Origin of the sequence: Sphingobacterium sp. UBA5996 (assembly GCF_002429765.1) — a bacterium.
Lineage (GTDB): Bacteria > Bacteroidota > Bacteroidia > Sphingobacteriales > Sphingobacteriaceae > Sphingobacterium.
This window is the reverse complement of record NZ_DJAS01000008.1, coordinates 220,860-245,915: the sequence shown is the minus strand read 5'-3', so window position 1 is coordinate 245,915 and position 25,056 is coordinate 220,860. Positions and strand designations below refer to the sequence as shown.

Annotated in this window: 18 protein-coding genes; 10 read left to right on the top strand and 8 right to left on the bottom strand. The window is 40.5% G+C overall.

Going from position 1 to position 25,056, the window contains the following annotated elements:
• Positions 1-17: 17 nt before the first annotated feature.
• Complete coding sequence (locus tag B3E00_RS06215; RefSeq protein ID WP_293937675.1) at positions 18-2,369, bottom strand: BamA/TamA family outer membrane protein; 2,352 nt, start codon at positions 2,367-2,369, stop codon at positions 18-20.
• An 8-nt stretch (positions 2,370-2,377) separates the two neighbouring features.
• Here B3E00_RS06215 and B3E00_RS06210 point away from each other — a divergent pair, with 8 nt between their 5' ends.
• The 6 genes from B3E00_RS06210 to B3E00_RS06185 all read left to right on the top strand — a co-directional run bounded on the left by B3E00_RS06210 (position 2,378) and on the right by B3E00_RS06185 (position 9,616).
• Complete coding sequence (locus tag B3E00_RS06210; RefSeq protein ID WP_209579115.1) at positions 2,378-3,127, top strand: TrmH family RNA methyltransferase; 750 nt, start codon at positions 2,378-2,380, stop codon at positions 3,125-3,127.
• Positions 3,128-3,186: 59 nt separating this feature from the next.
• Positions 3,187-4,359 carry an MFS transporter gene (locus B3E00_RS06205; protein ID WP_209579114.1) on the top strand — a complete coding sequence of 391 codons (1,173 nt, stop codon included), beginning with the start codon at positions 3,187-3,189 and terminating at the stop codon, positions 4,357-4,359.
• Positions 4,360-4,558: 199 nt separating this feature from the next.
• Complete coding sequence (locus B3E00_RS06200; protein WP_293882405.1) at positions 4,559-5,473, top strand: hypothetical protein; 915 nt, start codon at positions 4,559-4,561, stop codon at positions 5,471-5,473.
• Positions 5,470-6,147 carry an ATP-binding cassette domain-containing protein gene (locus B3E00_RS06195; RefSeq protein ID WP_209579112.1) on the top strand — a complete coding sequence of 226 codons (678 nt, stop codon included), beginning with the start codon at positions 5,470-5,472 and terminating at the stop codon, positions 6,145-6,147. Before B3E00_RS06200 ends, B3E00_RS06195 begins: the two co-directional genes overlap by 4 nt.
• 35 nt (positions 6,148-6,182) lie before the next feature.
• Positions 6,183-6,725, top strand: coding sequence for a GNAT family N-acetyltransferase (locus B3E00_RS06190; protein WP_209579111.1), 543 nt, complete (start codon positions 6,183-6,185; stop codon positions 6,723-6,725).
• Between the two features lie 149 nt (positions 6,726-6,874).
• Positions 6,875-9,616, top strand: coding sequence for a DNA gyrase/topoisomerase IV subunit A (locus tag B3E00_RS06185; RefSeq protein WP_209579110.1), 2,742 nt, complete (start codon positions 6,875-6,877; stop codon positions 9,614-9,616).
• Positions 9,617-9,779: 163 nt separating this feature from the next.
• On the opposite strand, the gene msrA is transcribed toward B3E00_RS06185, so the two are convergent.
• Together msrA and B3E00_RS06175 are read right to left on the bottom strand one after the other, a co-directional pair.
• A complete protein-coding gene (gene msrA / locus B3E00_RS06180; RefSeq protein WP_209579109.1) occupies positions 9,780-10,295 on the bottom strand; it encodes a peptide-methionine (S)-S-oxide reductase MsrA in 516 nt (171 codons plus the stop codon).
• 148 nt (positions 10,296-10,443) lie between these two features.
• Positions 10,444-11,484 carry a N(4)-(beta-N-acetylglucosaminyl)-L-asparaginase gene (locus B3E00_RS06175; RefSeq protein WP_409050312.1) on the bottom strand — a complete coding sequence of 347 codons (1,041 nt, stop codon included), beginning with the start codon at positions 11,482-11,484 and terminating at the stop codon, positions 10,444-10,446.
• A 389-nt stretch (positions 11,485-11,873) separates the two neighbouring features.
• On the opposite strand from B3E00_RS06175, the gene B3E00_RS06170 reads away from it, so the two are divergent.
• The 4 genes from B3E00_RS06170 (at position 11,874) to B3E00_RS06155 (ending at position 18,980) form a co-directional block, all read left to right on the top strand.
• Positions 11,874-13,100 carry an NlpC/P60 family protein gene (locus tag B3E00_RS06170; RefSeq protein ID WP_209579108.1) on the top strand — a complete coding sequence of 409 codons (1,227 nt, stop codon included), beginning with the start codon at positions 11,874-11,876 and terminating at the stop codon, positions 13,098-13,100.
• Between the two features lie 7 nt (positions 13,101-13,107).
• Positions 13,108-14,163: a dipeptide epimerase gene (locus B3E00_RS06165; protein WP_293882409.1), complete on the top strand. Its 1,056-nt coding sequence runs from the start codon at positions 13,108-13,110 to the stop codon at positions 14,161-14,163.
• Positions 14,164-14,286: 123 nt separating this feature from the next.
• On the top strand, positions 14,287-17,493 hold the full coding sequence (locus tag B3E00_RS06160; RefSeq protein ID WP_209579106.1) for a SusC/RagA family TonB-linked outer membrane protein: 3,207 nt from the start codon (positions 14,287-14,289) through the stop codon (positions 17,491-17,493).
• A 17-nt stretch (positions 17,494-17,510) separates the two neighbouring features.
• Complete coding sequence (locus tag B3E00_RS06155) at positions 17,511-18,980, top strand: RagB/SusD family nutrient uptake outer membrane protein (RefSeq protein WP_293882412.1); 1,470 nt, start codon at positions 17,511-17,513, stop codon at positions 18,978-18,980.
• A 71-nt stretch (positions 18,981-19,051) separates the two neighbouring features.
• On the opposite strand, the gene B3E00_RS06150 is transcribed toward B3E00_RS06155, so the two are convergent.
• The 5 genes from B3E00_RS06150 to B3E00_RS06130 form a co-directional block, all read right to left on the bottom strand.
• Positions 19,052-20,455 carry a M14 family zinc carboxypeptidase gene (locus B3E00_RS06150; RefSeq protein WP_209579104.1) on the bottom strand — a complete coding sequence of 468 codons (1,404 nt, stop codon included), beginning with the start codon at positions 20,453-20,455 and terminating at the stop codon, positions 19,052-19,054.
• Position 20,456: 1 nt separating this feature from the next.
• Positions 20,457-21,515 (bottom strand): S66 peptidase family protein, encoded by a 1,059-nt coding sequence (locus B3E00_RS06145; protein ID WP_293882415.1) that lies wholly within the window; start codon positions 21,513-21,515, stop codon positions 20,457-20,459.
• Positions 21,516-21,523: 8 nt separating this feature from the next.
• Complete coding sequence (locus B3E00_RS06140) at positions 21,524-22,861, bottom strand: dihydroorotase (protein ID WP_293882417.1); 1,338 nt, start codon at positions 22,859-22,861, stop codon at positions 21,524-21,526.
• A 254-nt stretch (positions 22,862-23,115) separates the two neighbouring features.
• Positions 23,116-23,811, bottom strand: a complete 696-nt coding sequence (locus B3E00_RS06135; protein ID WP_209579101.1) for a response regulator transcription factor — start codon at positions 23,809-23,811, stop codon at positions 23,116-23,118.
• Positions 23,812-23,914: 103 nt separating this feature from the next.
• Complete coding sequence (locus tag B3E00_RS06130; RefSeq protein ID WP_293882419.1) at positions 23,915-25,012, bottom strand: TlpA family protein disulfide reductase; 1,098 nt, start codon at positions 25,010-25,012, stop codon at positions 23,915-23,917.
• Positions 25,013-25,056 lie beyond the last annotated feature (44 nt).

Here is a 25,056-nt window from a genome sequence, read left to right as displayed (position 1 = left end):
AAATGAAGCGTGGTGCTTTAAAACGGCATACCAATACCAAAATTATATTGAATAAAATTGTATCGGTCTGGTTTGTGGGTTTCATAGTACTGTGCCTTAAATTCTTTAGAATCAAAAAAGTGCTTAATAACCCATTGATCGGCCCCTGAAAACTGAGGGTCTTTAAGTTTAAGTCCGGCATCTAAACGGATCACAAAATAGTCTGAATCGAAACGAAGTCCAAAACCGGTACCAATCGCGACTTGCCCAAGAAATTTATTGATTTTAAACTCTCCTCCGGGGTTCAATTCTTCATCTTTCTTGAGACGCCAAACATTCCCCATATCTACGAATGTCGCTCCGTTCATTTTGGCTCCCAAAAAATTATTGAGCAACCGGAAACGATACTCTGCGTTCGCTTCCAATTTAATTTCGCCGAGTTGATCCAGATTACGCAGATTTAAACGCAGGTCTTCACTTAAACTCTGGCGGTTGTAAGCACCCGGTCCCAACGTACGTGCCTGCCAAGCACGGATACCGTTCATTCCGCCACTATAGAAACTCTTCTCAAAAATCAACAATTTGGAGTTGTTACCATATGGAATTGCTATCCCTGGATTAAAACGGAAGACAAACTGTCTATTTCCTCCAAGATTTCGATATAAACGATAATCGAGTTCAGTTTTGGCATACTGGAGAAAAGGCACACCAAAGATTTTTTTCTCTCCGTCGGCATTCTTAGGCAATTTTGCCAAAGAACTAATAAGATCCAAAAAGTTTCCACTAACATCCAATGTCCCTCTGAAATATTGAAAATCTTCCTTGCTATTCAATTTTTTTCCATTCAACACAAAGGTATACTGGGTCCCCAGACCGAAATACTGGCGGTCGTTACTCCGCACATACAGCTGATAGCCTTCTTGCACGAGCTTGTTCCGGAAATTGGAATCTAGGCGCCCATCCCGGTACTCCAATACGATGGGTGTGAAGCTGTGGTACTTGTTCTCCGTTTCATACCAGGAATAATTTAAGGACGTAATAAAATAACGGTTTGAATAGGTTTTATCCTGATCAAATAATTGCAATGTCATGGAATAGGTCGTTTTAGGCAAGCCAAATTTCCCTCCCGGATTTATATGAAAAGGAACCATCAAGCGCGGAATAACCAAGTTGACCCCTGCCTGAAAATCATTGTTAAAGATCTTACTGGAAAGCCCTCCTGCCAATCGCGGGTCAAACAAAACTCCGTAGCGCAATTTAACCTCCAATTGCTCTGACCCTCCAAAAATATTACGTTGCGAAAAAGTATTTCCGATATTGAACCCACTCATACCCGAACTAAAGGTATACTCACCTTCTATCTGGTTTCCCATTCGAGGTCTTGGAACAAAATCATAATGCACATTAAGCTTATTGGAATCCTTCTTGACAAACTGTATTTTGACAGAACGAAATCCATTCATCTCATACAATCGGTCATAGGATTTATTTTCCTCTTGTAACGAATAGTAATTCCCTGACCGCAAATACATATAACGCTCTAACGGTTTCCAACGAAAGCTATTCGTTTCATCAACAAATAAGAGTCGTTTAGCTGAATCTTGAATGCGACGCGGCGACTTCTTCGACATTGTACCATAATTCCTTATGGTCATATAAACACTGTCAATCTGATACTTTTTATGTATCGTAGAATCCGATGGATTTTCGACATTGATTTTGAGGTCGATCAAATTACCCGCTATAGCCGAATCAATACCTGCACGCATATACTGCCGCAAATAATCGTAATATCCGTTGTTCCGCATCGAAACATAAAGTTTCTCTCTTTCATCGAGTAATTTTGCTGCATCATATTGCGTATTTGGCTTGACGGCAGTCTTTGGCAGCACCTCACGCTCAAAGATATCTTTTATATCTGCTTCTTCAAAGTTACGATCTACACCTCTAATTTGATAAGGAGCACCAGCATCAACCTTAAAGTCTATATGCGCGCGCTTCTTAGAAACAGCGATTTCGGGTGTTACTTTGGCTTTAAAATATCCTTTTGAAAACAAAAATCGCCGGATTTGATTAGCGGACAAATCGACCATTGCCGAATCTAACAAATGAGGTGGTTCACCGACATTCCGAATTTTCTTGGTTTTATAGCGGCCGTTTGTAGTATTGAACGTATTGTAAATAAAGAGATTTACCATTGAATTAGGTCTTATTTGATTGGAAATATATGTTTCGGATGATTCTTTCAATGCAGGGGTAACACCAGAAATCTGTACTTTTGTAACCAAAGCTTGGTCATCGTCAAGGTATTTTGAAGACCGGCAGGATGCAAAAAGTGCCACTAAAAAGGTTATACTTGCAAATCCGATAAAACGAGGGTAATTAATCATCAATAAAAATGTTGTCAAAAGCGCAAATCAGTCTAATAACGTCTCTGCAAAATAAAAAGTTTAGAAAACAGCAGGGCCTTTTTATCGTGGAGGGTATAAAGTCCGTCATGGAATTTATCTCTTCTCGCTATCAGGTTGAGTCCATTTTCTATACGGGCGACGCCAGCACAAAAGTGGGTAAAATCTCGCATAATATAAAATGCCAGGAACTGACGGAGACTGAATTTCAAAAGATTAGTGCGTTGAAATCGCCGCAGGGAATTCTCGCTTTGGTCAAACTACCCTCTCAACAAACGATTGTATCAGACAACTTAAAAAATAAATTTAGTCTTGTGCTTGATGATATACAGGATCCGGGCAATTTAGGCACTATTATCCGCACCGCGGAGTGGTTTGGCATCAAACATATTATATGCTCTATAGGTACCGTGGACGCCTACAATCCTAAAGTAGTACAGGCAACTATGGGCTCACTGGCAAGACTTCGGATCTATTATACCGATTTAGGGGAATTTATACAGTCAAGTGGTCTGAAGGTGTATGGTGCACTACTGCATGGTCAATCCATCTATCAAACCCAATGGACCGATGAAGGCTTGATTGTTATGGGCAATGAGGGAAACGGTATTAGCAAAGAAATAACAGCATTGATCGATCAAGCCATTACCATCCCACGCTTAGGGCAGGCGGAGTCCTTAAATGTTGCTGTAGCAACAACGATCTTCTGTAGTGAGATTTCTAGACAAAAATTGGTTTAAGAATCCATTCATCGCTCCGAAAACTGTACATTTGCCACATTCCACAATAAAATTCCGCCATGCCAGCTGAACAGAAATCCATCTACACGTTACAATTTATTTTACTCTGCTTAAGCTCGCTCTTATTCTCTTCGAGTTTCAATATGATTATCCCCGAGCTCCCTAATTACCTGAGCAGTTTGGGCGGAGCAGAATACAAAGGTTTAATCATCGCTTTGTTTACATTGACCGCAGGAATTTCGCGGCCTTTCAGTGGAAAATTGACCGACCGATGGGGGCGGGTGCCGGTCATGGCAATTGGATCCATCGTCTGTTTCATCTGTGGATTTCTCTATCCTATCTTGACGTCTGTCGCCGGTTTTTTATTCCTACGATTGATACATGGCTTTTCTACGGGTTTTAAACCGACTTCAACGTCTGCTTACGTAGCTGATTTAGTGCCCCAAAAAAGATGGGGTGAAGCATTGGGTATGCATGGACTCGCTTTTAGCATCGGTACAGCTGTTGGCCCAGCGATTGGCAGCGCCATCTTTGAGGCCTTTGGCATCAATATCATGTTCTACTGTTCATCTCTCATGGCACTTCTCTCCATTATTATCGTCATTAACATGAAGGAGACACTGGCAAAAAAACAGAAATTTAATCTTTCGATGCTCAAAATAAACCGCAAGGATATCATCGAATGGCGCGCGCTACCCGCTGGAATCGTCACCTTTTTATCCTACACAGCTTATGGAGTTATTCTAACCTTAATTCCTGACTGGAGTGAATATTTAGGAATTAAAAACAAAGGACTATTTTTCCTGGCCTTTACGATTGCATCGGTACTGATACGTTTTGTATCCGGCAAAGTCTCGGACCGTTACGGAAGACCGAAAGTCATTGTTGTTGGAATAATCATTATTGCCATTGCACTTGTTGCTATCGGAATGGGCAATAGCTTTGTTGGAATGATGATCGGTGCAAGCATCTATGGGGCAGGCACCGGCATACTCTCGCCTGCTGTCAATGCTTGGACAATTGACCTCAGCTTACCCGAGCATCGTGGCAAGGCCGTAGCAACCATGTATATCTCGCTCGAAGCGGGAATAGGCCTTGGCGCACTGCTTGCTGGCCTGTACTATAGTGATGTTATTCTTCGAATTCCCGTCATTATGTATGGCAATGCAGTGGTTTTGCTGCTTGCACTGGCCTATATGCTGAGCTGGCAACGAAGGCACAAGGCCAACTAGCCTTTAAAGGTCTCGAAAACGCATGCGAGGCAAACAGGGATTTCCGCTATCATCAGTTTTTCAATGGACAACGTGAAAGATCGGTAAATTGCTTAGCGAACAGGAGTGCCGAAAAGAACAGATCGGACCGAATACTTGCCGTTATATGCTATGCAATTATATTGCATATAAAAGGTAATTTATCTAAGTTTGAATTATCATGGTAAGCAATTATTTAAAGCTCCAATACAAATTACTCGTTCGTCATATCAAAGCTACAGGACTACCTGTTCCGATCGCATATCTCCTATTGGTTGGGTTATGCTACTTAGTCTATTATGCTTTGTTTCAATACCCTATTTTTGGCTATTATGCCCTGATACTGGGTAATTTTCAACTGCTTTTTCTACTCACGGAAAAAAACAGGAATGATTTTCTCAAAAACATATTCAGCAGAAGAGATTTTCACAAAATCAGACTATGGGAAAATGCCTTGGTCGTTATCCCTTCGTTTGTCATTCTTCTCCTTCATAATCATTGGCCATATGTACTTTTTTTGATTGTATTAGCTGCACTTTTTGCATTTTTGACATTTAAGGCTTTTGGCAAGTCCATTCCGACGCCATTCGCAAAAAAACCTTTTGAATTTATTATCGGATTCCGTCGGAGTTACCTTCTTTTAATCGTTTTATATCTATTGGCTGGAATAGGTTTTTATGCTGCCAATCCCAATCTTGTCTTGTTTTGTGTTGCATGCATTGGGCTCACCTGCGTTTTATATTATCAATTACCGGAGCCGATTTTTTACCTTTGGAATGATAATCATACACCAAGAGGCTTTCTCATGCGAAAATTTCGACGGGGAATTTTGCAATGTCTTCTAGTTGCATTTCCTCTCCTCCTTGTTTACGTCCTTCTCTTTCCCTCAGCGTTATTCAATGCCTGCATTGTGCTGGGAGGTATACTTTTTCTGCTTCCTTTTGCAATTACATTAAAATATGTCGCTTACCCAAGAGAAATCAATTTCCCGGAAGGCTTTGCTTTAGTGCTTTGTTTTAGCTTTTATCCATTGATACTTGCGCTATTGCCCTTTTATTACATTAAAGCCATCAACAACCTTAAAAATCATTTATGATCGAGCTTACGAATCTCAGTAAATCCTTTGGACAACATCAGGTACTCCGCGAGATCTCTTATACATTTAGCGGTGGAAAGGTATATGGCATTGTTGGCGAAAATGGTGCAGGAAAAACAACCCTATTTCGTTGTCTTGCAGGACTTGAAACGGCCACAGGCACTATAACATCTGCTCTGCAACCGTTAAAGAATAATTTAGGCTACTTAACCTCGGATCCTTATTTCATGTCGAAGCTGACAGGTGAAGAGTATATTTATCTGCTAACAGATGCGCGTGGAAAGAAGATCAAAAATCTTAGTGAAAGAAATATTTTCGAATTGCCGCTGAAGGAATATGCAAGCTCTTATTCCACAGGGATGAAAAAAAAGCTTGCGCTGACGGCAACGTTACTGCAGAACAATAATTACTATATTCTGGACGAACCATTTAATGGTATTGATCTGCAGAGCAGTATCATTCTTACAGAAATTATTCTCCGTCTAAAAGCAATGGGAAAGATCATATTGATTTCCTCCCATATCTTTTCCACTTTAAAAGATACCTGCGATGAAATCTTGGTACTCGAAGCTGGCAGAATCAGTAAATCCGTCAAAAGTGATCAATTTGGAGACTTTGAGGAAGAAATGAAAGAAAAAATACTGAAGAAAGATATCGATAAGCTTTGGCTATAACTAAGGATCAAGTCATTCAACATGAATAAAAAACTATGGAAAAATACCTACCAATACTGGAAACCGAACGTTTAATTATCCGCCCGATACAGCTGGATGATGCTGCTTATTTTTTCGCAATGGATTCACAGCCGGAGGTTCATACTTTTCTGAATAACGAACCTGTACAATCCATTGAAGAAATAAAAAAAGTAATCACCCATATTCAGCAACAATATGAGCGATACGGTATAGGTCGTCTAGGGGTCGTTGAGAAATCAAGCAACGACTGGATAGGCTGGACGGGATTCAAATATATTGACGAATTGGAAAATGGGCGGATTGGATTTCTAGATCTCGGCTATCGTTTCAGAACGGAGTCCTGGGGCAAAGGCTATGCGACAGAAGCGGCGCTAGCCTGTATGCAGTACTATCGAGAACACCTGACCCATTTTGATGTACATGCCATCACACATATCCAAAACAAGGGGTCGCGAAATGTGTTGGAGAAAACAGGTTTTCAGGTGACAGAGCAATTTCATCTCGATCCATGGAATATCCCCTGTTATTGGTATGATTTGGTTCCCGACACCCCATAAAACTAATTATATTAGTTTCAAAAGCTAATTTTTTTAACTTTTCATAGTTTCACTGTGATAAAACAAAATGGTTTTGTATTTTTACACGTTCGAATAAAATAATATTTCGAACATTTCTGTATTGTACAATTTAATCTATTGCTGAGTAAATGAGTGACGAAACAAACTTCCCAAAGGAAGATAATCAAGACGACCTGGGATCAGGAAAAACAGAAAGCGGAAGTCAGACGATACCTTTATCGGGTCTCTACGAAAACTGGTTTTTGGACTATGCCTCCTATGTTATCTTGGACAGAGCCGTACCACATATTAATGACGGTTTAAAACCCGTACAACGTCGTATCCTCCATTCCCTAAAGGAAATGGATGATGGTAGATATAATAAAGCTGCTAACGTCATCGGAAATACGATGAAATATCACCCACATGGTGATGCTTCTATTGGCGATGCCATGGTACAATTGGGACAGAAAGACCTTTTGATCGACTGTCAGGGGAATTGGGGCTTCCCCATTACGGGCGATTCTGCGGCTGCTCCTCGTTACATCGAGGGAAGACTATCCAAATTTGCCAATGACGTGGTTTTTAACCCCGAAACAACAGAGTGGCAATTGAGTTACGATGGCCGTAATCGCGAACCTGTTACCTTACCGGTAAAATTCCCGCTATTATTGGCTCAAGGAGCCGAAGGGATCGCAGTAGGGCTGGCGACGAAGATCATGCCGCATAATTTCATTGAGCTTATTGACGGGTCAATTCAGGTATTAAACGGTGAACGTCCAAATATATTCCCAGACTTTCCTACTGGTGGTATGGCCGACGTCTCAAATTATAATGAAGGTCAACGTGGCGGTAAAATCCGTGTACGGGCAAAGATTGAGGAACGTGACAAAAAGACGCTCGCCATTACAGAAATTCCCTTCGGAACCACAACCGGCGGTCTTATTGAAAGTGTCGTTACAGCCAACGATAAAGGGAAGATTAAGATTAAAAAAATAGAGGACAATACCGCGGGAAATGTCGAGATCATTGTGCATTTAGCACCCGGAATATCTCCGGATGTAACGATCGATGCCCTGTACGCCTTTACAGCCTGTGAGGTCTCCATATCGCCCAATACCTGTGTGATCAAGGATGAGAAACCTCATTTTATGAGTGTCAATGATATTCTCATCGAGAATACCATAAACACTAAAAACCTATTGAAAAGAGAATTGGAGATTCGTTTGAACGATCTTCAAGAGAAAATATTCTTCAGTAGTCTATTAAAAATATTTATCCAGAATGGGATGTACAAACATCCGGATTACGAAAATGCAGGTGACTTCGATACCGTTGTGCAAGTTCTAAATCGCTTGTTTGAACCATTCTTTGATCAATTTTATCGGGACATACGCCCCGAAGATTACAAGAAATTGATCGATAAACCCATGAGCAGCATTACACGTTTCGATGTTAAAAAATCGGACGAAATGATGAAGACGCTCGAAAATGAGATCAAAGAAGTCAAACGTCATTTACGCCAACTGACAGAATATGCCATTGCATGGTTTGAAAAGTTACGTGAAAAATATAGTAAAGACCGTGAACGCAAAACCGAACTGCGCATATTCGACAAAGTAGAAGCTACCCAAGTTGCCTTGGCAAACACCAAACTCTATGTCAATCGTGAAGAAGGATTTATTGGATCGGGCATGAAGAAAGATGAGTTTGTATGCGATTGTTCTGATATAGACGATATTATTGTATTCCGTGAGGACGGTAAATACGTTGTCAGTAAAATCCAGGATAAAGTGTTTGTCGGAAAGGGAATTATCCACGTTGCTGTGTTCAAAAAAGGCGATGAGCGGACAATCTATAACGCCATCTATAAAGAAGGTGAAACGGGCACCAGTTTTATCAAACGTTTCGCTGTGGTGGGTGTCACTCGGGATAAGGAATATGATGTATCCAAAGGTTCCAAAGGATCTAAAATTCTGTATTTCACAGCCAATCCGAACGGTGAAGCTGAGGTAGTCAACATACAGCTTAAACCGCATACAAAATTGCGCAAGTTAAATTTTGATATGGACTTTGCTGAAATAGCGATCAAAGGGCGTGCTTCGCAAGGAAATATTGTATCCAAATATCCTGTTAAAAAAATCAGCTTTAAAAGCTCCGGTGTATCCACATTGGCCGGACGAAAAATATGGTACGACACCATTATGAAACGGCTAAATGCTGATGAACGTGGTCAGTATTTGGGTGAGTTCGATGGCGATGACAAGATATTAATAGTACTCTCGGACGGTAGCTACGAATTATCAAACTTTGATTTGAGTAACCACTTTGATGAGAAAATGATCCGCATCGAAAAATATTATCCAGACCACGTCTATACTGTAATCCATCAGGATGGAAAAAGCGGAACATATTTTGTCAAACGTTTTAAATTTGACGATCAACCTATTGGAAAGCGCATTTCCTTTATCAATGAAGACGCAGGTTCAAAACTGATCTTAATGAGTAATGCGACTGAACCCATCGTCAAATTGGATATTTTAAAAGGCAAATCCCAAACGGAAGAAACTCTTGATCAACCTTTGACTGAAATCATCGATGTAAAAGGAATAAAAGCGCAAGGAAATCGTCTGTCGTTTCATACCGTAAAATCAGTTGTCCTCTTGACTGCTGACGAAGATTTAAGTCAAAAAGAAAAAGCAACGGCGACTTCTGCAAATACTACAACTACAGCGCAACCAACTGAAGCTGCTGTAGAAACAACAGCTACCGCAACAGCAACTCCTCAAAAAGGGGATGAGCCAGCAGACAAAAATGATGATATCACCTTGGAAATAACCAATCCAAACGATATCCAAATCGACGATAAAGGACAGATGGAAATGTTCTAAATCATATACTGTACGTAAAAAAGGCTCGAAGATCAGTTCGAGCCTTTTTTATGCTTATCAATTTTTTATCCTATACTTCGTTTGTACATTTGCGGCATATCAAAAACCTATTTTACACCTTTATTTCATTTGAAACTCTTCCTGTTACTTTGATGTTGTCTTTTTATGCTTTAAATTCTTTAAAGAATTTTTGAAGTTTCGGCGCAATAACAACCGAACAGAAGGGATTTTCAGGATGGGTGTTGAAATAATTGTGGTGATAATCCTCGGCAAGCCAAAATGTTGAAGCGGGCTCAACTGCAGTAACGATAGGATCTTCATACACGTCTTCATTGTCCAACTCATCAATGAAATTCTTTGCTAAGATCTCCTGTTCTTCGTTATGATAAAATACAACTGATCGATACTGTGTACCCACATCGTTGCCCTGACGGTTTAATGTCGTTGGATTATGTGTCTTAAAGAATATTTTCAACAGATCCTCGTAATTAACCAATTCCTCATCATACTCTAATTCAACAACCTCAACATGATCCGTAGTACCGGTACAAACCTGCTCATAAGTAGGGTTATCTATGTGTCCGCCCATATATCCCGGCAAAACTGATGTCACGCCTTCCGTGTTTTGGAAAATAACTTCTGTACACCAAAAACATCCTCCTCCAAATGTTGCTTTCATACTTTTTATATTATTGTGTATTTTAATTTAATTATTCAAACACCTAAATGCTGATGATACAATGACTTCTCCTACTATCACTGCAAAATAAATGTCTACGTTATATGATCTCTGAACACTAAGATCTCATATTCAGACACGCCTCATCTTAATAGTAATGCTTTCCCTTGATGAGTAAATCTTGCTGTTCACCGTCGCAAACTGCATAGGAAAAACCTTGTTGTAAAGCATATGCACCATATTCACCTTTTTTATTGATGGCTAAGAATCCAACTTGGATTTCTTTGGCAATCGCAGGTTTTTTCTTCACGATACGCATAACAGCTTCTTTACAGGCATCTTCAGGCGTATATCCCTGCCGCATCAATTCGACAACCAAAAAACTACCTACATTGCGTATCACTTCTTCACCCACTCCCGTAGATGTGGCCCCTCCAACTTCATTATCGACATACAGCCCAGCACCAATAATCGGACTATCTCCCACACGCCCATGCATTTTGAAAGCCATCCCACTTGTGGTACAGGCGCCAGATATATTCCCGCTGGCATCCAATGCCAACATCCCGATCGTATCGTGGTTATACTGGTTGCCAGGCAAGCGCTCCGCTGCAAAAGACTGGTTTTCGATATTGGCTACCGGCTTGTATTTCTTCTCTTTTAACCACTCCTTCCAAGCCTTTTCACCTTCTGGAGTCAATAGATTTTCTTCTTTAAAACCATTTTCCAAAGCAAATTGCAACGCACCCTCGCCGACAAGCATCACATGAGGTGTTTTTTCCATAACCAAGCGTGCGACAGATATTGGATGTCCAATTTTTTCCATTCCGGCAACAGCGCCGCAATTTCCGTCCGAATCCATGATGCAGGCATCAAGTGTGACATGCCCATCGCGATCGGGATAGCCCCCCTTACCAACGGTCATATTTTTCAGATCGGCTTCGGGCACACGGACGCCTTGTTCTACGGCATCTAATGCCTTCCCTCCCTTTGACAATATTTCCCAAGCGGCTTTATTTGCTGCAATGCCGAAATCCCACGTGGAAATAACAATAGGATATTTTTTCAAATTGCCATTTGCTGCACCCGTCAATCCTTTTGCATCAAATGCTGTCAAGGCCCCCATTGTCGTAGCAGCCATCAAACCTTGCTTAATGAAATTACGTCTTGAACTCATTTTCTTATTCATCTTTTATATAAAATCTTGGTTTAACCTTGCGGCAAACAATTGCTGAAAGCTGGTTTTAGCCTCCCAAATACAACAAATCTCCCATTGACATCAGGAGCACGTATGATTTCGCTGCATTCTACTACATCCAAATCCGCCTCAATCCACTTAAGCGACCTGCGCCAAAGCACAGGATTTCGCATTTTAAAGGCGTCAAACCACGCTAGAACCTATGATTTCACAATCAATAAGCAATATTACAAAATGGTTTTAGCAATTAGATAATTTTATTAAAATTAAACCCAACCATTCGTTTTTTAGCAACATAACATCAAAATCACTCAAAAATCGACATTAAAAATTGCCTTATATTATGAATTAATCCTATCTTTAGAAACAAACTAATTCGCATGAAAAACACTCTAAAATTCGCTATTTTAGCCTATACATGCCTTATTGGCACCGGCAGCAGCTATGCACAACAGCTAGATTCCACCACGTATTTTAAGGTTAAAGAGTTGCAAGAAAACGTAAAAAGTCAATTTGCTCCTGATAAAAGAACCAAAATCGTGGCCATCCAAAAAGCGGATGTCGTACAAAACCAATATGTGATTGAAACAACAGAGAAAGATGCTCAATTCGTTTTGGAACAAAAAGCAAAAGAAATAGCGGCTAATATTCAGGTACAGTTCCTGCCTGACGCCAGTGTAGGCGAAAAAACTTCTGGAGTGATTCGGCTTTCGGTTGCCAATATGCGGACATTTCCAGATAATGCGGCCGAGTTAACGAGTCAGGTTTTATTAGGTACACAGGTGGATCTTCTGCAGAAAAAAAGTGGAGACTATCGTGTCCGCACACCCGACGGTTATATTGCATGGGTACCGGCCTCGTCCATTGAAGTGATGGACAACATTGCATTGGAACATTGGCGGCAAGCAGAAAAAGTTATCTATACTGCAGAATTCGGGAAATCATATTCCGAACCAAATGAAAAGAGTCAACGCGTTTCTGACCTGGTGTATGGTGACATTCTACAATTAAAAGGGCAGAAAGGTAATTTTTATCAGATCGCCTATCCCGATGGACGTTTGGGCTATATTAAAAAGTCAGAAAGCCTGACACTGAAAAATTGGTTTGAAACGCGCAATCCGACAGCAGAAAATATTATCGCCAGTGCGAAAACCATGTTGGGTCTTCCCTATTTATGGGGTGGAACTTCGGTAAAAGGTGTCGACTGCAGTGGTTTTACCAAAACAAGTTTCTTTATGAACGGCTTTGTGATACCGAGAGATGCATCGCAACAAGTTCTAGCCGGAGAAAAAATTGATATTTTAGACGAAGAAGGACATTTTGACCCTGAGAAAGCACTTAAAAACTTAAAACCAGCCGACTTACTGTTTTTTGCTGCAGGAAAAAATAACAATCCAAATGCTCGAGTGACGCATGTGGCGCTTTATATGGGTAATGGCACTTTTATTCACGCGGCAGGTTTGGTTCGGATCAATAGCATGCTCAAGGACGCCACCAACTACGATGATTTCCAAACCCGTACTGTAGTTGCTGCACGCCGTTACCTCGGCACGAAGGATAGCGCTATACAAAAAGTCGCTGAAAGCAATTATTACACCAACAAATAAGATAACGATGAGCAACCAATCTCAATGGATCAATAAAGATTTTGGAGCCTTTAAATTAAGATTCCGCCCGTATACACTAACACTGAACCATGTCTTTACAGTCGCTTCTTTCAGCAGAAGCACAACACCGGTTGTATTGACCGAACTAGAGTATGACGGCATTGTCGGTTATGGTGAAGCGAGTATGCCTCCTTATCTTGGCGAATCGCAAGAAAGTGTCCTATCGTTCCTCAATCAAATCGATCTGACAGGGTTCAACTCTCCTTTTCAAACCGAAGATATTTTACATTACATCGATCAGATTGCGTTGAAAAATACAGCCGCAAAAGCCGCAATTGATATCGCCCTGCATGATGTCCTTGGGAAAATTATGAACCAACCTTATTATAAGATATGGGGACTAAATCCTGATCTTATTCCGCCGACATCGTATACAATAGGCATCGATTCCGAAGAAATGATACGGAAAAAAGTAGCCGAAGCGGATCAGTTTAAAATTTTAAAAGTAAAGCTTGGGCTGGATACTGATAAAATGATTATTGATACCATCCGGCAGGTGACAGACCGCCCGCTGTGCGCGGACGTCAATCAAGGTTGGAAAACGCGCGAAGAGGCCTTGGAGATGGCGCACTGGCTTGCAGAAAGAAACGTTTACTTCTTAGAGCAACCGATGCCCAAGGAACAGATAGATGACAATGCCTGGTTGACCGAAAACAGCCCGATACCAACAATTGCCGATGAAGGATGTCAACGACTTGTAGATGTTCCTGCACTAAAGGGCGTGTATTCAGGAATTAATATCAAATTGATGAAATGTACTGGCATGCGGGAGGCCAAACGTATGGCCGAGCTTGCGCGTTCTCTGGAAATGAAAGTTATGATCGGTTGCATGACCGAAACATCCTGTGCAATCAGTGCAGCAGCACAACTCGCTCCCCTAACAGACTGGGCTGATTTAGATGGTGCTTTATTGATCGGAAATGACATTTATGACGGTATGACCGTTGTCAATGGCAATTGCCTTCTTCCCGACCGTCCTGGAATTGGAATTTTAAGGAAATAACCCTATATTCAGTGCAATGTTTTTTTCTTAAAAAAAAGATTGCACTGAATTGCTTTCGCAAGTTTGACCAACATCCGACAGCACCAAAATATTAACAAACTAAATTAATCAATTCACACTTTTATGAAACAACATGTGCTCACAACGTTGTGTCTCATAGCCTGTAGTTCGATGCAGTCTTTATATGCGCAACAGATCCAAATTGCTGGTAAAATAACAGACAGCAACGGAAAACCAATTAGCGGAGTTACAATAACTATAAAAAGCGCTAACCAAGGAACCTCAACAAACGAAAATGGCCTGTTTACGCTAAACGCAAACACCAACGCGATATTAAGTATCTCTGCAGTAGGTTATAGTCCACAAGAAATTCAGGTCAATGGCCGAAAAACCATTAGTATTTCACTCAGCAGTGATGAACAGGCATTGGACGAAGTCATTGTCATTGCCTATGGAACGGCTAAAAAGAGTACCTATACAGGTTCGGCAGCACAAGTAAAATCAGATGCCATTGATAAACAACCTGTCACTTCGTTTGAAAAAGCTCTTACTGGCCGTGTTGCAGGTCTGCAAATGTCAAATGGATCTGGTCAGGCAGGTGCAACTTCAGCTATACGCATTCGAGGCATAGGCTCTATGAACGCGTCGAACGAGCCACTCTATGTCATTGACGGTGTTCCAGTCATTTCGGGTAGTGTCGGACAGATGGGCGACTATATTGTCAATACGAACAACGTCATGAGCACATTAAATCCCAGCGATATCGAATCTATTTCTGTGCTTAAGGATGCTGCCGCTTCTTCCCTTTATGGTTCCCGCGCGGCAAACGGTGTCATCATCATCACCACAAAAAAGGGGAAAAACGGAGATCCAAAGATCAATGTCAAGTCCTCTATCGGCATTAGTCCTTCCTGGGCAACCAAAAATAATGAACCTGCTTCGGTACAGGATCAAATCAATATGCTCTATAGTGTTTTATACGACTCTAGAATAGCAGCTGGTCAAACGGCTGAACAGGCGAATAAAAACACCTTATTCCGCTTAAATTCTTTGGACTGGAATCCAAATTCGGCAAATTACGGTAAACCAACTTCTTCTTATGGTTTTGGTATTCATGGCTATCAATTCAGCACAGATGGAACCTCACAATGGGAAAATGTACATATCTCAGGAAAAACAGATGGTGTAGAGAATCGAGATGGTAAGTATTATGACTGGAACAAAGCATTGTTTAGAACCGGGATATTCAACAGCAACGATATCTCGGTAAGCGGAGCAACAGAAAAAACCAATTACTATGCGTCTTTAGGATACACGCAAGACAAAAGCAGGATTATTGAGAATAACTTCGACAGAATCAATGGTCGGATTAATTTAACGCAAAAGATTGGGAAATATCTCGAATTTGGTTCAAACGTCAACTACGCTAAAAACAAGCTTATTGGGATGAATGACACCAGGAATACAGGAACAAATTACCTGTATCAAGCGAGTAATTTATTATGGCAGATGTATTGGCCAACTGATTATAAAACAGGTAACGAATATACAGCACGTTATGGTAGTCTCGCTTATAATCCGTTGTATTACAACAAGGAATGGGAAAACTCTTCGAAAACAAGTAAATTATCAGCTATAGAATCTTTATCATTAAAGCTGTTACCTGAACTTACATTGAAGACCATTTTCTCCTATGACAGAACCGAGGTCAAAGATCACATCTATTATAGCGCTAAACATTATAACGGTATGGCAGACAATGGCCGGGTCACAGAGGTGTCTACGTCCATTGAAAAATTGGTATCATCCACAACCGCCAATTACAACAAAAGCTTTGGCTTGCATAATATTGGGTTATTAGCTGGTTTCGAAGCTGAAAAAAACACGACTGATTTTATCCGTGCTACAGGTAAAGATTTACCATCCTCATCACTTCATACAGTCGCCACTGCAGGTATATTGGATGCGTCCGCCTATTCTTGGGGCAATAATATGATGTCTGTACTATCGCGGGCGGAATATAACTACGATGAACGCTATTTTGCCTCGGCATCTTTTAGAAGGGACGGTTCATCCCGCTTGGCACCAGGTCCTCGTTGGGGCAACTTTTGGTCTTTAGCTGCTTCCTGGAATTTGGCCAAGGAATCTTTTATTAAACAGATTGAGGAAATCAATAACCTAAGAATTAGAGGTTCCTATGGGGTAAATGGAACATTACCTACGGATCTTTTTGCCTGGCGCAATTTAACAAGTTATTCCAACAAATATATGACGCAGCCAGGTGGTGGGCTAAATAATTTAGGCAATCCGGACGTAGCTTGGGAGAAAAATTACTCCACAAACGTCGCATTAGAATTTGGCCTATTCCACAATAAACTATTTGGTACAATTGAATATTTTAACAGAGACTCGAAGGATCTCTTACAGAATGTTCCGATCTCCACAATTACTGGTTTCGGCTCCATATTGCGAAATGTTGGCGAAATGAACAATAAAGGTATAGAGATTGAATTAGGTTCAGATATCATTAAAAATGAAAATTGGAAATGGACATTAAGTGCAAATGCCGCAATCATCAGATCCAAGATTACAAAATTATATGGTGGACGAGATATCGTCTGGTATGATCCCACTGGTGGAGACGATAGAGCTCGATTTATTTATCGCGAAGGAGAATCGTCCTTATCATTCTTTGGTCTAGAATGGGCAGGTACAGATCAAACCAATGGCAAAAACGTCTGGTATACAAACGATGGCACTGATGGCGATTTTATCTTTAACGGAAAAGCGGCAAGTTATGATTACAAAAAAGCTAAACAAACCATCATCGGAAATGCTAATCCTAAACTATATGGCGGTATAAATTCTGACATCGATTATAAAAACTTTTCATTGGGATTGAACTTTGCTTATAAAATTGGCGGCAAACTTTATGATGCTACATCCAAAGATGTTGCCGATGACGGCTATTATTGGGAACGAATTCATGCCGCTTATTTTACAGAAAATAGCTGGTCACCTTCAAATACGGATGGAACTTACCCAATGGTTACCGGAAGAGATCTGGAAGATGTGAACCAGATCAGCAGTAGACAACTGTTTGACGCGTCATATCTTAGATTAAAAAACATTTCGTTGAGCTATAGATTACCAAATGATTTTTTAAAACGAGCTGGTATCTCCAATGCAAGGGTATTTTTCAATGGAAGCAATTTGTTGACCGTTTCGAAATACAAGTATATGGATCCGGAAGTTAACCAATTTGGTACGCGGGGCTGGGAAACACCATTGGCAAAAACGTACACTTTCGGTGTTGAATTTAGTTTTTAACGAAAAAAAACAGTATTATGAAAAAGCTTTTTATTGCCTCGTGCATAACAATATCATTAGCAATCAGCTCATGTAGCAATTTTTTGGATGTCACACCGACCAATATGGGGGACTCCAATACCTCCATCCAAACTGCTGCTGACGCAAAGGTTATTATGAATGGATTAATGAGTAAAATGGCAAATGTCGCCTACTATGGACGAAATTTCCCGCTCTATGCTGATGCCAAAGGGGGTGACTTTACGATTGCATCCCAGGGCCGCGGTTATGACTATCTTTATGTATTTAATCATTCGGCCTCTTCTAATCCCTATTCAAGCATCTGGACACAAGGGTTTCATACACTCGTGCAGATCAATAATCTTTTGACAAATATCGATAAACTAATCGCTGCCGGCTCGACAGAAAATTTTAATACGTATAAAGGACAAGCATTGACCGCAAGAGCCCTCATCAATTTTGATCTTGTCAGGTTGTACGGAAAACCCTACAACATGGAAAAATCTGCCCTTGGTATCCCTAATGTAACGAAAGTACTCGAATATAGCGCGCAGGAAAAACGTATCTCCGTGGAGGAAAACTACAAACAAATAGTACAGGATTTAAAGGATGCAGAGAGCTTATTGCCAAAATCCAAATCGGATGGATATTTCAATTTTTTCGCCAATAAAGCACTGCAAGCTCGTGTGTATCTCTATATGAATGATTATGATAATTCGTTAAAATCAGCGCAGGAGGTCATAGACTCCAAAGTCTACACATTGTATAGCAATGAAAACTGGGTAAAATCCTGGACAGGTATGTTTGGAACTGAATCTATTCTAGAATTGGGTGTCTATCCGAATGAAGCTGACGCAGGGACTAGTTCACTGGGTGCGATGTTCCGCAGAAAAGGACATGGCAGTACAGCCATATTGGGAAACTTTATAGCCGCAGATCCATTCTTGGCCAAATTTAAGAAAGACGAGACAGATGTCAGATGGGGTGTTATGGCGTACGATGAAGTCGGCACCACCCATTTAGGAGCGGTCTATAAATATAGCGGTAGCACAACGCTTGCTGGCGATAAAAATTCAACAGCAAATAGTACCGCTGTCAATATTAAGGTCATCCGTTTGTCCGAAGTATATCTTATCGCTGCTGAAGCTGCTCTACTAAAATCATCTCCTGACAAGGCCCTTGCAGCAAATTACCTGAATGCAATACGCCAACGCTCTCCCAAATTAGATGTTGCGACCTCAGGCACGATTACTTTAGATATGATTGCCGATGAGAGAAGCAAAGAGCTCCTTGGAGAAGGTCACCGCTTCTTTGATATGATGCGCTGGAACAAATCGATAACTTTTGATGATGATTTAGGAAATATAAGCACAACAAATAGGCAAAAAACGATCGATAGAACCTTCTTTAAAACCATTCTTCCTATTTCACTGGATGAGATGAATGCAAACCCAGCTATAGCAAATCAACAGAATACCGGCTACTAGTAGTTTCAAAAAGAAAAAGGTCACAGCACAGGCTGTGACCTTTTTTCTTTTTTGAGCTATATTAAGCATTCCTAACTTATCTGATTTTTATACTGCTGTTGCATTGTTTTTTTCAAATCGATCGCATAACCATTAACTACGGCGTAAATGTTCTTGCCTTCTTTACGAAGAAAAAAATCCGCTTGAGCTCCGAGAGCTAATTGTTGTGAAAATTCTATAGCTTTTTTAGTTAATACACGAATTGGAAGGTTATGCAAAAATTCTCCCGGGATCACATTTTCAATAATAATAGCGGCATAGCCTTTTTCAAGTAATCCCATCACGATGGTATCATCTAAATCGGTCAGGGAAGCAAATGGCTCCATATACATCTTGGCTGGAGCAAACTCCGTTCCTGCAACATCAATATCTACATAACCATAAAAATCCTGCAAATCGCCAATATCTTCAACAATACCCTCTACGTAGTAGTCAGAGCCTATAGTCTTTTCATTCTGCCGGATAGCAACATCGACAAGCAATGGTTTACCACTCCGCTCAATGGTCAAATTTCTCAGCAACACATCATGGAGCTTTTCATCATTGAAGGGAATTGTATCATAATCGGTAACCGAATGCTGTTTAAAGGATTGATCAGCAATTTCCTCAAATGCTTTTAACAAAGCCACGAAATTACATTTTCGGACCATCATTTTTTCGGTATCACCAACATAAGCTCCTGATTCAATCAAGATCGTCCTGGCGCCCCATTTTTGAAAATTATCACCGAAACCGCGCGGTGTATGCTCATCGTCATACCTTGCAACCGCCTTTGGAACAAATTCCTGAAGGACTTTATTTATTCCGACAATCACCCGCATCGCATCTCCCCGAGTTTCATTAATACTCCGCGCATAGTCATAGGCAGGTGCCAATAGGGAAATTGTCACTGGCATATTTGTTCCAGGAATGTTGTAGTAATTGTTTTGGTTATGCAGGTTAAAGGCAAAATCAGGTTTTAGCAACATGGCTTGCGCCTTCAATAAGGCCCCTTCCACTGTTGCTGTTGCCCTTGCATCTCTGTTCATATCCACATCCATGGCTGTCCTACGCTGAAACCGTTCGGTTCCATCAGGATTTAGCATCGGAATAAAATACAAGGTCACTTTTGATGCTATGTGATCTCTAAAGGCATCTAAACCATCATCTTTTCCGTTGAAAAAATTAAATAGATCAAACAAGGCCATTGTCGCCGTAGGTTCATCACCATGCATTTGTGACCATAAAAGTATCTTGATTGGCCCTTGTCCGTATTGTAGTCGAAAGATCGAACGATCTTCAGTGGACTTCCCAATTTCCGATACAGCAAAACGTCCAGTGCTCCTGATATTTTCTAATAATGGTAAAATATCAGCATGTTTAAATCTTCTATGCATCAAAGCCTTTTCTTCATATAAAGAAAAGGCTTTGATGAAATCAACTTTTACTAATTTCATATTAATCTTTTAATGCAGGCTCCATTAAAGCAATCGTTCCTTGCGAAGCATCTACACGGACTTTTGCTCCTACGGGCAAAATAAACTGTTCGGCGATATGCCCAACGACAGCCCCTGTATAAGCGGGTATTTTTAACGGTTTGATATAATCATTGAACAATTGGTCAAGTGTTACGGATCCATAGCCACCAGATGGTTTACAATCGGTACACTTGCCAAAAATAAACCCCTTGATTAGCCCCAGTATACCAGCATTTTTCAACTGGCAAAACATGCGATCAACACGTTCCATATCTTCGTCCACCTCTTCGATAAAAAGAATGGCGTCTTTAAAGCTTGGCAGATAGGATGAACCACATAAGCCGGTCAGTACGGTCATATTTCCACCCAGCAATATTCCTTCTACTATACCAGGATGAATGGTGGCAATTCGGTCTTTGGTCTGTACAATGTTATCACCTTTCGATTTAGGATTCTCAAATATCGACGGCTTATTGGCTACAAATTGTGCATTGAAAGCTTCTGCCAGCTTCTTTGTCCAGGTGCTGATACCCACCGCACCATGAAATGTCACAAGTCCCGTTTTGGCATATAATGCCAAAATTAAGGCTGTAATGTCCGAATATCCCAATAGAATTTTTGGGTTACTGGCGATCAGCTTATAATCTAATCTATCCAAAAGACGGGATGTCCCCGAACCTCCTCTGATGCAGACAATCGCATTGACGCTTTTATCTGCAAACATATCGTGTATATCTGCAATACGCTCCTGATCTGTACCCGCCAAATTACCGTATCGACTGCGTATATGCTTCCCCTCTTTAATGTTAAAACCTAGCGTTGTAAATACTTCACCTGCAATGCGAATTGACTCCTCATCATCCAACACACCAGCTGGCGTTATTAATCCTATGGTATCACCCAGTTTTAGTTTCGTCGCAAGTAAAGTAGCTTGACCGAACAATTCAGTTTGATCTTTCCCTGACTTTGTCATCCCTAACATAGGAATTGACAATCCGCCTAAAGCGATCGACTTTATAAAGGCCCTTTTCTTCATCATGTTAATTACTATCGGTTGAACAACAGACGTTCTCCAGCACCTTTTTCAATCAGCTGTCCATTAGAGAAAGCAAGTTTACCCGATACGAAAGTATGCTCGATTGTTGAACTAAATGTATGTCCTTCAAAAGGCGACCAGCCGCATTTCGACAGGATATTCGCTTTCGATACCGTATAAGGTTTATTCAGATCGACCAACACAAGGTCTGCCCAATATCCCTCACGAATGTAACCTCTATCTTCAATTTCGAACAATGTAGCCGTATTATGTGCAGACTTTTGCACCAATTGTTCCAAGGTCATTTTATCGGCTTTGACCATATCGAGCAAAGCTTGCAATGCGTGCTGCACAAGAGGCCCTCCACTTGGCGCGGAAGCGTAGGCCTGAGATTTTTCCTCCATGGTATGCGGAGCGTGATCTGTCGCTATCACATCGATATGACCATCCAGTACAGCTTTTAGAATCTGGTCGCGATCATTCGCTGTTTTCACCGCTGGATTCCATTTGATAAAGTTACCTTTTGAGGCGTAATCCTGGTCAGAAAACCACAGGTGATGAATACAAGCTTCAGCGGTAATTTTTTTATCTTTTAATGGAATATCATTCGTAAATAGTGCAATTTCTCTGGCAGTTGATATATGAAGAATATGCAAGCGCGTATGGTATTTTTTTGCGAGTTCGACAGCTTTTGAGGATGATAAGTAACAAGCCTCTTCAGAACGAATTAGGGGATGCATCTCAATTTTCAGTCCACTTTCGCCATATTTCTCTTTAAATAAAGCCAGATTGGCCTTTATCGTCGCCTCATCTTCACAATGCGTAGCTACTAAGGTTGGAGCATTCGCAAAGATCCCTTCCAATGCTTTTTCATTATCCACCAACATATTTCCAGTAGAGGAACCCATAAAAACTTTTATGCCACATACATTCTTCGGATTCGTTTTGAGGACCTCCTCAAGATTATCGTTCGCCGCTCCCATAAAGAATGAATAATTGGCCAGCGAATTTCTAGCTGCAATATCATACTTATCTTGAAGTAACTCCTGCGTTAATGTGTTTGGAACCGTATTAGGCATTTCCATAAAGGAGGTGGTGCCTCCAGCCACTGCTGCGCGGCTTTCATGCCATATATCCGCTTTATATGTTAATCCTGGTTCCCTGAAATGAACTTGATCATCAATAAGCCCAGGGAATAAATGTAGTCCCTCCGCATTGATTTCTTGATCAGCAGGATGGTTAATTTCCTGAGCAATCATTTCGATTCGACCATTGCTGATATATACGTCAGCAACCTCAACTTTACCTTCATTAACAAGTTGTGCAGATTTTATAAGAATAGATGACATGTTGATTTTTTACTTTGCTTTAGGTCAAAAGTAAAGATTTGTAACCGTGATATCAAATGATCTTGCGAAAGAGTTCGATACCGCAACTGTAGTTTCATCAAACTCCTAAATCGTATTGTGCCAATACGATTTAGGCATCCTGCGCAAGAAAAGTGTCGAATAACCTTTGCCTGTCAGATCTTAAAGGTCTTGCCTAAATTGGGATTTCTTTCCCAAGGATTTGAAAAACAAAGAAGAGGCCTGAGCCTCTTCCTTTATTCTTTATCGAATTTGTATCCCACACCTTTTACAGTGGTTACATAATCGTCACCTATCTTTTCGCGCAGCTTGCGGATATGGACGTCAATCGTGCGATTGGTTACTACAACAGAATCTTCCCAAATACTCTTTAAGATCTGCTCGCGTGTAAACACCTTATTTGGTTTTGATGCCAATAGATATAATAACTCAAACTCTTTCTTCGCTAGAACAATCTTTTGTTCTCCTTTGTAGACCAAGAATGAATCCCTATCAATAACCAAGTCGGAAATTTCAATTTTATCCTGAACAGAGGCATCCGATTCTTCAGTGGCATTTCTCCTCAAGATAGCATTGATGCGACTCATTAAAGCACGGGGCTTAATTGGCTTTGCAATATAATCATCTGCACCAACGTGAAATCCAGCAATTTCCGAATACTCTTCGCTTCTAGCAGTTAAAAATACCATGAATGTGCTTTTAAATTCAGGCATTGCCCGCATAATGCGACAAGCTTCAATTCCATCCATCTTGGGCATCATCACATCCAAAATGATCAGGTCAGGATTTACCTGTTTGGCAACGTTGATCGCCTCTTCCCCATTTTGCGCTGTAGAGACCTGATAACCTTCACGATTTAAGTTGAATGCAATTAAATCCAAGATATCCTTTTCGTCATCAACAATTAAAATCTTTTGTTTCGAAGAACTCATTTGTCTTATTTTTTTTGCTAAATTATAAACAAAATGATAACAATCAGTTAACCCTATGTTACCAAATTATTAAGTAATATGCTATTTAACAATAACACAAGGATTACTTAATTGTTTTCTTCAAAAACGTCTCCAGCTCCTCTCCACGTAGATTTTTCGCTATAATAAAACCGTTCGGATCTAAGATGTAGGAAGTAGGCAAGGCTTTAACCCGGTAATCGATAACAACAGGCGAGCTCCAAGCTTTCAAATCAGATACATGTGTCCAAGTCAACTTATCATCCTCGATAGCCCGCATCCATGAACCAGGATTGTCGTCAAATGAAACAGATAGTATTTCAAATCCTTTACCATGAAAGGCATTATACAACCGAACAAGATTAGGGTTCTCTTGACGACAAGGCATACACCACGAAGCCCAAAAGTCGACCAATGTATATTTACCTTTAAAACTAGACAACTTCACTTCTTTATTGGATGGTGTAAAGGATATCAGTTCAGGAGCAGGCTGCCCAATCGCCATTTTTTTTAGCTTTTGGGTTTCCTCTTTAAATTGGGTCACGTACCTATTCTCCGTAAATTCATCCTTTATTTTATCGGCATAAGCAATAATTTCACTTTCGGCCACTTCGGGATCTAAGGTGGAGATGGCATAAAATCCAGCCAAATCATTGTGTTTATTCGAAAAATCGACCGCTTTCTTCGTATATGTACGTAGTACTGCTGCAAATTTGGCTTTATATTCTGCACGAATCTTTTCAATCTCATCTGCTGTCGAGTTTGAAGTTAGCTTAGAAAATACCGTTTGCAAGGAATCCTGCACATAATCGCGATAGTTCCGTTCTTTGGCAAAGGGCTGTATCGTTTTTGACAATTCAGAACCTTCCACCTGGTAATCATTGACATCCTTATGAAGGTCTGTATTAAAAGTAATGGTCTCCCCAGGAGAGGCGATCAAATCATACCGATTTTTACCTACCCGCAAAGATAATAATCTGGATTGGCTAGCAGGTCTTACAAACTGAAATTTGTTATTGTCGCCAAAAAACATAGAATCGAGTTTTGTATCCCCTTCATATAACGAAATAACTTTGACATTGCCAGGATTTTCGACATTTCCTGCAATGGTAAACTGCTCCTTATTTTGGCAACTCATCATCAAACCAACAATTCCTACCGCAAAAAACACTGCCTTTTTCATCCGTTTATTTTTAGTTGTTAATACCTATCCTTAATAGCCTTATT

Excerpts from the sequence above, each read along its gene's own strand:
- B3E00_RS06145 (WP_293882415.1), bottom strand. The coding sequence starts at position 21,515 with ATGATGAAGAAAAGGGCCTTTATAAAGTCGATCGCTTTAGGCGGATTG.
- B3E00_RS06160 (WP_209579106.1), top strand. The coding sequence starts at position 14,287 with ATGAAACAACATGTGCTCACAACGTTGTGTCTCATAGCCTGTAGTTCG.
- B3E00_RS06205 (WP_209579114.1), top strand. The coding sequence starts at position 3,187 with ATGCCAGCTGAACAGAAATCCATCTACACGTTACAATTTATTTTACTC.
- B3E00_RS06155 (WP_293882412.1), top strand. The coding sequence starts at position 17,511 with ATGAAAAAGCTTTTTATTGCCTCGTGCATAACAATATCATTAGCAATC.
- B3E00_RS06150 (WP_209579104.1), bottom strand. The coding sequence starts at position 20,455 with ATGAAATTAGTAAAAGTTGATTTCATCAAAGCCTTTTCTTTATATGAA.
- B3E00_RS06185 (WP_209579110.1), top strand. The coding sequence starts at position 6,875 with ATGAGTGACGAAACAAACTTCCCAAAGGAAGATAATCAAGACGACCTG.
- B3E00_RS06175 (WP_409050312.1), bottom strand. The coding sequence starts at position 11,484 with ATGAATAAGAAAATGAGTTCAAGACGTAATTTCATTAAGCAAGGTTTG.
- B3E00_RS06165 (WP_293882409.1), top strand. The coding sequence starts at position 13,108 with ATGAGCAACCAATCTCAATGGATCAATAAAGATTTTGGAGCCTTTAAA.
- B3E00_RS06135 (WP_209579101.1), bottom strand. The coding sequence starts at position 23,811 with ATGAGTTCTTCGAAACAAAAGATTTTAATTGTTGATGACGAAAAGGAT.
- B3E00_RS06170 (WP_209579108.1), top strand. The coding sequence starts at position 11,874 with ATGAAAAACACTCTAAAATTCGCTATTTTAGCCTATACATGCCTTATT.
- B3E00_RS06195 (WP_209579112.1), top strand. The coding sequence starts at position 5,470 with ATGATCGAGCTTACGAATCTCAGTAAATCCTTTGGACAACATCAGGTA.
- B3E00_RS06190 (WP_209579111.1), top strand. The coding sequence starts at position 6,183 with ATGGAAAAATACCTACCAATACTGGAAACCGAACGTTTAATTATCCGC.
- B3E00_RS06140 (WP_293882417.1), bottom strand. The coding sequence starts at position 22,861 with ATGTCATCTATTCTTATAAAATCTGCACAACTTGTTAATGAAGGTAAA.
- B3E00_RS06200 (WP_293882405.1), top strand. The coding sequence starts at position 4,559 with ATGGTAAGCAATTATTTAAAGCTCCAATACAAATTACTCGTTCGTCAT.
- msrA (WP_209579109.1), bottom strand. The coding sequence starts at position 10,295 with ATGAAAGCAACATTTGGAGGAGGATGTTTTTGGTGTACAGAAGTTATT.
- B3E00_RS06130 (WP_293882419.1), bottom strand. The coding sequence starts at position 25,012 with ATGAAAAAGGCAGTGTTTTTTGCGGTAGGAATTGTTGGTTTGATGATG.
- B3E00_RS06215 (WP_293937675.1), bottom strand. The coding sequence starts at position 2,369 with ATGATTAATTACCCTCGTTTTATCGGATTTGCAAGTATAACCTTTTTA.
- B3E00_RS06210 (WP_209579115.1), top strand. The coding sequence starts at position 2,378 with ATGTTGTCAAAAGCGCAAATCAGTCTAATAACGTCTCTGCAAAATAAA.